Origin of the sequence: Kitasatospora sp. NPDC056783 (assembly GCF_042789895.1) — a bacterium.
In the GTDB taxonomy this organism is placed as follows: Bacteria; Actinomycetota; Actinomycetes; order Streptomycetales; family Streptomycetaceae; genus Kitasatospora.
In genome coordinates, this window is record NZ_JBHUAF010000380.1 from 1 (window position 1) to 8,480 (window position 8,480).

General features: G+C 74.9%; 8 protein-coding genes. 3 read left to right on the forward strand and 5 right to left on the reverse strand.

Annotation, left to right across the window (positions count from 1 at the left end):
- Positions 1–23 precede the first annotated feature (23 nt).
- The 3 genes from ACFRMQ_RS34215 to ACFRMQ_RS34225 all read right to left on the reverse strand — a co-directional run bounded on the left by ACFRMQ_RS34215 (position 24) and on the right by ACFRMQ_RS34225 (position 2,306).
- Positions 24–413 carry a DUF3040 domain-containing protein gene (locus ACFRMQ_RS34215; RefSeq protein WP_380734669.1) on the reverse strand — a complete coding sequence of 130 codons (390 nt, stop codon included), beginning with the start codon at positions 411–413 and terminating at the stop codon, positions 24–26.
- 477 nt (positions 414–890) lie between these two features.
- Complete coding sequence (locus ACFRMQ_RS34220) at positions 891–1,643, reverse strand: methyltransferase domain-containing protein (RefSeq protein ID WP_380734670.1); 753 nt, start codon at positions 1,641–1,643, stop codon at positions 891–893.
- Between the two features lie 45 nt (positions 1,644–1,688).
- Positions 1,689–2,306: an SAV_6107 family HEPN domain-containing protein gene (locus tag ACFRMQ_RS34225; RefSeq protein WP_380734671.1), complete on the reverse strand. Its 618-nt coding sequence runs from the start codon at positions 2,304–2,306 to the stop codon at positions 1,689–1,691.
- Positions 2,307–2,909: 603 nt separating this feature from the next.
- Here ACFRMQ_RS34225 and ACFRMQ_RS34230 point away from each other — a divergent pair.
- Positions 2,910–3,512 carry a DUF4126 domain-containing protein gene (locus ACFRMQ_RS34230; RefSeq protein ID WP_380734672.1) on the forward strand — a complete coding sequence of 201 codons (603 nt, stop codon included), beginning with the start codon at positions 2,910–2,912 and terminating at the stop codon, positions 3,510–3,512.
- A 62-nt stretch (positions 3,513–3,574) separates the two neighbouring features.
- On the forward strand, positions 3,575–5,095 hold the full coding sequence (locus ACFRMQ_RS34235; RefSeq protein WP_380734673.1) for a phytoene desaturase family protein: 1,521 nt from the start codon (positions 3,575–3,577) through the stop codon (positions 5,093–5,095).
- Positions 5,096–5,100: 5 nt separating this feature from the next.
- Here the strand turns inward: ACFRMQ_RS34235 and ACFRMQ_RS34240 are convergent, their stop codons facing one another.
- Together ACFRMQ_RS34240 and metF are read right to left on the reverse strand one after the other, a co-directional pair.
- Entirely contained in the window at positions 5,101–6,015 is a 915-nt protein-coding gene (locus ACFRMQ_RS34240; RefSeq protein WP_380734674.1) for a hypothetical protein, read from the reverse strand.
- A gap of 237 nt (positions 6,016–6,252) precedes the next feature.
- Positions 6,253–7,167 carry a methylenetetrahydrofolate reductase [NAD(P)H] gene (gene metF, locus ACFRMQ_RS34245; RefSeq protein WP_380734675.1) on the reverse strand — a complete coding sequence of 305 codons (915 nt, stop codon included), beginning with the start codon at positions 7,165–7,167 and terminating at the stop codon, positions 6,253–6,255.
- Between the two features lie 199 nt (positions 7,168–7,366).
- Between metF and ACFRMQ_RS34250 the strand changes: the two genes are divergently transcribed.
- Positions 7,367–8,455 carry a polyprenyl synthetase family protein gene (locus ACFRMQ_RS34250; RefSeq protein WP_380734676.1) on the forward strand — a complete coding sequence of 363 codons (1,089 nt, stop codon included), beginning with the start codon at positions 7,367–7,369 and terminating at the stop codon, positions 8,453–8,455.
- The last annotated feature ends 25 nt before the right edge of the window (positions 8,456–8,480 follow it).

Below are 8,480 nucleotides of genomic sequence, written 5' to 3' on the forward strand. Positions count from 1 at the left end.
GCTTCCCGGGTGTCCGTGAGAACTCAGAACCCGCCGGTCTGCTCGTCCCGGCGGCGCTGCCAGCGCTGCTCCACCCGGTCCATCATCCCGGCCTTGCGGCGCGGCGCGGCGGCCGGACGGGCCCCCGCCCCCTGGCCCGCGGGCCCGCGACGCCAGCCGGTCACGGCGAACACCGCGCACCCGAGCATCACCAGGAAGCCCACCACGCTGACCCAGATCTGGTCCGGCACGACCATGCCGCCCATCAGCAGGCCGATCCCGACCACGAAGCCGGCCACGGCCAGGTACACCCGCCGCCGGGTGTAGGTGCGCAGACCGGATCCCTCGAGCGCCGACGCGAATTTGGGATCTTCGGCATACAGCGCTCGCTCCATCTGGTCGAGCAGTCGCTGCTCGTGCTCCGAGAGCGGCACGGAGTCCTCCTACTCGTCGGTCGCGGGTGCGACCGGTCCGCCCACCCCGGTCGGGGAGGCAAGTCCAATCAGCCGTGGGGCACACGGTCGGACGCCCGTGCGGGGGACCCGACCCGTGTCGTCCATATGCCCCACGCGTCCGGCTGTCATGCTTTCCGGCTTTACCCAGATCATACGGTCCGTGGGCCCGTTACGGAGTGGTCGGCACCGCGTGGGACGGGCCACTTCGAGCGGGGACGGCCGCACCGGTGTCAACGCGCCACGCCCCGGACAAGTGCCCGATCGGATGGAATCGTCCCGGACCTGGGAAGGTTTGCCGCCGCACGGGACGAAACGGCCCGGGAACACCCGGGAAACGGGCGGGAGAACGGCCGGGGACCGACCGGCCGCCGGAGCGCGAACCGCCGCCGTACGGCGTGCGGAACCGTAGGGCGGCGGCCTGGTGCGCGCGACGGCGCGCGGGCCCCGTGGGGCGCCTCAGGCCAGGGTGGCCAGCAGGTGCAGCTGGGTCGCCACGGCGTGGAAGGCGGGCTGCGCGGCGGCGGCCTCCTCCAACTTCAGCAGCGCCTCCAGCGCACCCGGCTCGGTGTCCACCAGGACGCCGGGGACGAGGTCGGCGAAGACCCGTACGCCGTGCACCGACTCCACCCGCAGACCGGCGGCCTCGGCCAGCCGGCCCAGCTCCTCGCCGGTGAAGCGGCGCGGCATCGGGTCCTGCTCGCCCCAGCGGCCGTCGGCGGCGGAGAGCACGGTGCGGGCCTCGGTGAAGTGGCCGGCCAGCGCGCGGGCCAGCACGGCGCCGTTGCGGTTGGCCGCCAGCAGGCTGACCAGACCGCCCCGGCGCAGGGTGCCGGCCAGGCTGCCGAGCGCCTCGGCCGGGTCGTCCACGACCTCCAGCACGCCGTGGCAGAACACCGCGTCCACGCTGCCGGGGGCGATCAGCTCGGGCAGGGTCTGGGTGTCGCCCTGGACGGCCCGCACCAGCTCCGTCACACCGGCCTCGGCGGCCCGGCGCTCCAGGGCGAACAGCGCGTCCGGACTCGGGTCGACCACGGTCACGCGGTGGCCGAGCTTGGCCACCGGCACGGCGAAGTTCCCGGTGCCGCCGCCGGTGTCGACCACGTCGAGCACCGGCTGGTCCAGCTCGGCCGTCCGCTTCTCCAGGGCCGCCCGGACCACCTCCCACACCACGGCGGTACGCAGGGCACTGCGGGGACGCGTCGGGTACAAGGTGGGGCTCCTTGGCACGTGCAGATCGATCAGGATGCCTCCACCTTAGGGCCTGTCCCGCGGATGCCCACCGGACAGGCCCCGGACCGGCCCGGCCGGAGCCCCGCTCGCGCCCGGCCTCCCGGCGCCGTCCGACGGCGGCCGGGGCGGCGGCGGAGCGGCGTGCAGGCCGAGCAGCCGCTCGACCAGGCGCAGGAAGAGCGCCGAGTTCCGGATCAGGTCGTCGGCGTCGCGGGCCGAGGCGGCACCCCTGATCCCGGCCTCGGCGGCGGCCCGGCGGCGGGCGCCGGCGCCGTAGTAGAGCGCCCACTCGGCGAGCTCCGGGGCCACCTCGGGCAGCACCTCCCAGGCGCTGCGGATGGCCTTGCGGCGGCGCGGGTTCTTCTCCGGGCGGCCGCGCACCGCCAGGACGGCGGCCACCGTGCGCAGCGCCGCCAGGTGGGCGGTGGCGTAGCGCTCCAGCGGGTCCTCCAGGGCGCGGGCCCGGGCGAGGGTGCGGTGGGCGTCGGCGAGCAGGTCGAGGGCGGCCGGCGGCGCGGCGACCCGGCGCGGCACGGGGTGGACGTCCGCACCGGAGGGGCGGCCGACGGCCGGACCGGGCAGGTGCGGCGGGGCGGCGGAGTGGAGGCGGGCGGTGACGGGCTCAGGACGGCTGACGGTCATGGTCTCCCCCGTTCCGAGGCAGCGCGCGGACCGGACGGTCCGTGCCCTGCCATCGTGAACGCCGCCACTGACAATCCGGCCCGTCGGCCGCCGTCGGAACGGGGCCGGGACACGGCGAAGCGGCGGCGGGCGCGGTCCCTCCCCCGGTTCCGCGCCGCCGCCGTGTGCCGTCGCTCCGCTGACCCCCACACGGTCGGCGGTGGCGAACCTCCCCCGTGGCCGGTCTCCCCCCGGCCCGCTCCGCCGCCCCGTGCCGGCGGTGCGAGGACCGTGACCAGCCCCGTGGCGGTCCGTCCGGCGCCTCCTGCCGCCTGCGCGGCCGGAAGACGGACGGCATCCGCCGCCCGGGCGGGCCGGACGCCCTACGCGCCGTCCTCCCGGGTGCCACCACTCTCCCGTCCGCGCAGGTCGGAGGCCATCCGCTCAGGTACTCAACCCTCGATCTGAGTATCCGTACTCAGGAGGCCTGCCGTTGCCCCGGGAACCGGCGGACACCGCCGCGGCGTCCCGGCTGCCGGTACGGTACGGCGGCGGGGCCGGGTGCCACCGGCTCCGCCGGGCGAGGAGCACTGCCGGCCCGCCCGACGAGGAGGGGACGACGCGATGACGGTCCTGCCGCTGATCTTCACCAGCGGACTGGCCAGCGGCATCAACGCCTACGCGGTGGTGCTGCTGCTGGGCCTGCTGGGCAGGTTCGCCGACACGGACTCGGTGCCGCAGGCGCTGGAGCGCACCGACGTGCTGGTGGCGGCCGCCGTGCTGTTCACCCTGGAGGCGGTGGCCGACAAGATCCCGTACGTGGACAGCGTCTGGGACGTCGCGCACACGGTGATCCGGCCGATCGCCGGGGCCACCGTCGGCGTGCTGATCGCGAGCCACGACCCCGGCTCGCTGAGCGAGGTCGCGGCCGGCGCGATGGGCGGCACCTCGGCGCTGGTCAGCCACCTGGTGAAGTCCTCACTGCGGATGGCCGTCAACACCTCTCCCGAGCCGTTCAGCAACATCGTGGTCAGCATGGCCGAGGACCTCTCGGTGGCCGGCCTGGTCACGCTGGCGATCTTCCACCCCTGGCTGGCCGCCTCGGTCGCCGCCGTGGTCCTGGCCGCCGGCCTGCTGCTGGTCTGGCTGGCGATCAGCAAGATCCGCGCCTTCCGGGCCCGCCGCCGCGAGCGCCGGGCCGCCCGGGCGGCGGCGGAGAGCGCGTAGGACGGGCCGGGGGCGCGTAGGGCGGGCCGGGGACGCCGGGGGCGGGTCTTAGGATCGGGGCCATGGCAAAGATCGTCGTCATCGGCGCAGGAATGAGCGGGCTCGCGGCGGCCTCCCGGCTGGCGACCCTCGGCCACCGGGTGACGGTCTGCGAGGCGAGCGGCACGTACGGGGGCATGGTCGGCCGGTACGAGCGCGACGGCTTCGCCTTCGACACCGGGCCCGGCCTGCTCTCCCTCCCGGCGGTCTACCGCGACCTCGCCCTGAAGACCGGCAAGGAGCCGCTGGAGCAGCTGGTCGAGCTGGCCCCGGTCGACCCGGAGAGCCGGCACCTGTTCCCCGACGGCACCGCCGTCACCCTGCCCAACGCCTCCCGCGGCGGCGTCAGCCAGGCCCTGGACACCGCCTTCGGCGCCGGGGCCGGCGCCCGCTGGAGCGAGGTGATGAACCACGGCCGGACGGTCTGGGAGGCCACCCGCCGCCCGCTGCTGGAGGAACCCCGCCCGACCTTCCTCGACGACCTCTCCCCGGCCGAGCGGGCCGCCCTGACGGCCGACCCGTACCCCGTCCCGCCGCGCACCGGCCTGGCCCGGCTGCGCCGCCCCCGCCCGTGGACCCTCCTCGACGTGGCCCGGCTGCAACTCGGCGACCACCCCGGCCTGACCGCCCTGCTCGGCGAGCCCGCGCTGCGGCACGGCATCTCGCCGAGCCTGGCCCCGGCCGGGGCCACCGTGCTGCCGTACATGGAGCAGTCCTTCGGCGTCTGGTACGTCCGGGGCGGCATGCGCGCCCTCGCCGACGCGGTGTACCGGCGCTGCGAGCTGCGCAAGGTCGAGTTCCGCTTCGGGACGCCCGTCACCCGGGTGGTCGTGGCGGACGGCCGGGCGGCCGGGGTCGAGACGGCGCACGGCCGGATCGACGCGGACCTGGTGGTCTCCGCGATCGACACCGACGTGCTGTTCGGCCGGGGCATCGCCGAGTGGCCGGAGCTGCCGGCCGACGAGTGGGAGCCGTTCGAGGTGCCCGGCCGGTTCAGCGTGCTGCTCGCGCTGCGCGGGGCCCGGCCCGAGGGCACCGTGCACCGGACGGTGGTCCACGCGGCCGACCCGGCGGCCGAGGCGAACGCCCTCACCCTCTCCGAGCCGCCCTGCGAGCGCCCCACCGTGCAGGTGCTCCGCCCGGACGACCCGACGCTGCGCCCCGACGACGGGCACGAGAGCGTGGTGCTGACCGCGACCGTCCCGGCCCAGGAGGAGGACGTCGACTGGACCGCCCCCGGGTTCGCCGACCGCTACGCCGACCAGCTGCTCGCCCACGTCGACGCGGCCGGCCTGGGCCTGCGCGACCGGGTGCTCTGGCGGGTCGTGCGCACCCCGGAGGACACCCGCCGGGAGACCGGAGCGGTGTTCGGCTCCGTCCCCCGCCCGGCCCTGGCCGGCTCCTCGGGCCACTGGCTCCACGCGGCCAACGAGTCCGCCGTCCCCGGCCTCTACCTGGTCGGCGGCAACGCCCACCCCGGCGGCGGCCTCGCCCGCGTCGGCATGTCGGCGTGCATCACCGCCGGGCTGATCGGCCCGGCGTAACGCCCTCAGCCCTGGTGCCAGGTGTTCTGCTGCTGGTAGCCGTAGTTCTGGTCGTACATCGGCTGCTGCGGGATGCTCTGGACCTGCGGGTCCGGCTGGTCGGGCTGCGGCTGCCAGTGCTGCTGCTGGTGGGCGTTCGGGTCCCAGGGCTGCTGGTGCTGGGGCTGCTGGTGCTGGTCCTGGGGCTGCTGCTGTTGGTGCTGTTGGTGCTGCTGCTGGTAGCCCGCGTACGGGTCCTGGGGTTGCTGGTAGCCGCCGTACGGGTCCTGCTGCTGGTGCTGCTGGTAGCCGCCGTAGGCCTGCTGCTGGTCGTAGGCGAAGACGGGCTGCTGCTCGGTCTGCCACTGCTCCTGGTCGTAGCCGGCCTGGTAGGTGGCGGCGTACGGGTCCTGCGGTTGCGGCTGGACCTGCGGCTGCTCGTAGTACCCGGGGGCGTAGACGCCGTCCTGGGCGAGTTCCCGCATCTCGAAGGTGGCGGTCTGCTCCACCTCCGGCGCCTCGTCGGGCACCGGCACCGGCACCGCGGCCGGGGTCTCCTCGACGGCACTGACCTCGCCGACCCGCTTCTCGGCGACCGCGACGGCCGCCACGGCGGCGGCGCCGCCGGTGAGGGCGCCGAGCAGCGGCACCTTGGCGAGCGGGCCGGGCAGGCTGCCGTCGGACTTCCGCAGCGACCAGCCGGTCTGGTGGCCGCGCTTGACGGAGAGGGTGACGAAGGTCTGGCCGACCGCGAACAGCGCGGCACCCGCCCCGATCACCACGACCGACCCGACGGCCATCCCGGCGGCCACGCCCAGGAAGCCCGCCAGGGCCAGGGCCCGCCAGTGCAGCGGCGCCCGGTTCTGCAGCAGCACCTCCGCGAGCAGCCAGAGCGCCACCACCGCCAACGCGGCGCACAGCAGCAGGTATCCGATGCCCATCCGCCCGCTACCTCCAGTCGCGTGCCCGCGCGTCCACGCCGCGCGTGTGCCGCGACTGTACCGGTTCAACGGCCGGGGTACCGCATCGCGTTCCCACCGCCGTCGGCCGCCGGGCGCACACGACCGAGCCCGCCACCCCGGTACGGTGACGGGCTCGTGAACACCCGGCGTCCACGGCGGGGAGACGCCCGCGCAGCGGCCCGGCGGGCTCCGCCCGGGCCGGCCGCCGACCGCCCCTCAGCGCTGGTGCAGTCCCAGGTTCTGGTAGATCTCCAGCGTCGCCGTCGAGTGGTTCAGCGTGATGAAGTGCAGACCGGGCGCACCCTCGGCGAGCAGCCGTTCGGACATCGCCGTGGCGTGCTCCATACCGATGGCCCGCAGCGCCGCCGGGTCGTCGATGGCCGCCCGCAGGCGGGCCTCCAGGTCGGCGGGGAAGGGCGAGCCGCTGAGCTGCGGGAAGCGTTCCAGCTGCTTGGCGTTGGTGACCGGCATGATCTCCGGGATGATCGGCGCCTCGCAGCCGGCGGCGACCACCCGGTCGCGCAGCCGCAGGTAGTCGTCCACCTCGAAGAACATCTGGGTGATCGCGTAGTCGGCCCCGGAGCGGATCTTCGCCACGAAGTGCCGGATGTCCTCGTCCCAGTCGGTCGAGCGCGGGTGCATGTTCGGCGAGGCCGCGACGCCGACGCAGAAGTCGCCGATGCCCTTGATCAGCTCCACCAGCTCGTACGCGTAGGTGACGCCGTCCGGGTGCCTGACCCACTCGCCCCTCGGGTCGCCGGGCGGGTCGCCGCGGACCGCGAGGACGTTCCGCACCCCCTGGTCCGCGTACTGGCCGATGATGTTGCGCAGTTCCGCGATCGAGTGGTCCACCGCGGTGAGGTGGGCGACCGGGGTCAGCGTGGTCTCGGTGGCGATCCGGCCGACCATGTTGACGGTGCGCTCGCGCGAGGAGCCGCCCGCGCCGTACGTCATGCAGACGAAGTTGGGGTCGAGCGGTTCGAGCCGGCGGATGGCGTCCCAGAGCTTCTGCTCGCCGGCCTCGGTGCGCGGCGGCATGAACTCGAAGGAGAAGGAACGCTTGCCGGCTGCCAGGAGTTCGCGCACGGTGAGTGCGCGATCCGTTCTCGTCGAAGCGATGCCGAGTGCCATGCTGGCAGGCTATCCGGCCTTCGGAAGGGCCGGGCAGCGGATTCCATCTATCGAGACAAGTGATGGACGTCTTTCCGGTTCGTCCCGGATTCCGGACTCCGGCCGCCCCCGCCGCGCCCCCGGCCGGGCTTCTCGCACACCCGTTCCCGCCCTCCCCGCTACGCTTGCTGCACCCCAGAGAAACCAGCGGAGCCCCATCGTGACCTCGCCCAGCGCCCGGCCTGCCCATCGTGCGGTCAACCCCATCGACGCGGAGGACGTCCGCACCCGCGTCAACGCCGCGCTCGCCGCCTTCATGGACCGCCAGTCCGTGCTGCTCGGCAAGATCTCGCCCCAGCTGGTCCCCGCCGCCGACGCGCTGCGCGACTTCCTGCTGGACGGCGGCAAGCGGCTGCGCCCGGCCTTCTGCTACTGGGGCTGGCGCGGTGCCGGCGGCCAGGCCGCGGGCGCCACCGGCGAGGCGATCGCCAACGCGGCCGCCGCCCTGGAGCTGCTCCAGGCCAGCGCCCTGGTGCACGACGACCTGATGGACCGCAGCGACACCCGCCGCGGCCTGCCCTCGGTGCACCGCCGATTCGAGGCACTGCACCGCGACAGCGGCTGGCGCGGCGACCGCGAGCAGTACGGCGCCTCGGCCGCGGTGCTGCTCGGCGACCTGCTGCTGATCTGGTGCGACGAGCTGTTCCTGCGCTCCGGGCTGGAACCGGCCGCCGTCCTGGCCGCCAAGCCGGTGTTCGACCTGATGCGCACCGAGGTCATGGTCGGCCAGTACCTGGACGTGCTGGAGCCGGTGGCCGGCGACTCGACCGACGAGGGCGCGCTGGAGCGGGCGCAGACCGTCCTGCACTACAAGTCCGCGAAGTACACCATCGAGCGGCCGCTCCAGGTGGGTGCCCTGCTGGCCGGCGCCGGACCGGAGCTGGTCGAGGCGTACGGGGCGTTCGGGCTGCCGCTGGGCGAGGCCTTCCAGCTGCGCGACGACCTGCTCGGTGTCTTCGGGGACCCGGCCGTCACCGGCAAGCCGGCCGGGGACGACCTGCGCGAGGGCAAGCGCACCCTGCTGGTCGCGCACGCGATGCGGGGCCTGTCGGCCGCCGACGCCCGGCACCTGGACGAGCGGCTCGGCGCGCCGGACCTGGAGACCGAGGAGGTCGCCGGGCTGCGCGAGCTGGTCGCCCGCAGCGGCGCGCCCGAGCTGGTGGAGCGGCGGATCGAGGAACTGATGCGGCAGTCGCTGGCCGCGCTGGAGGCGGCGCCGCTCGCCGACGAACGGGCCGTGGCTCTGTAACACATCTGACGCTGCCGCCGAGTTC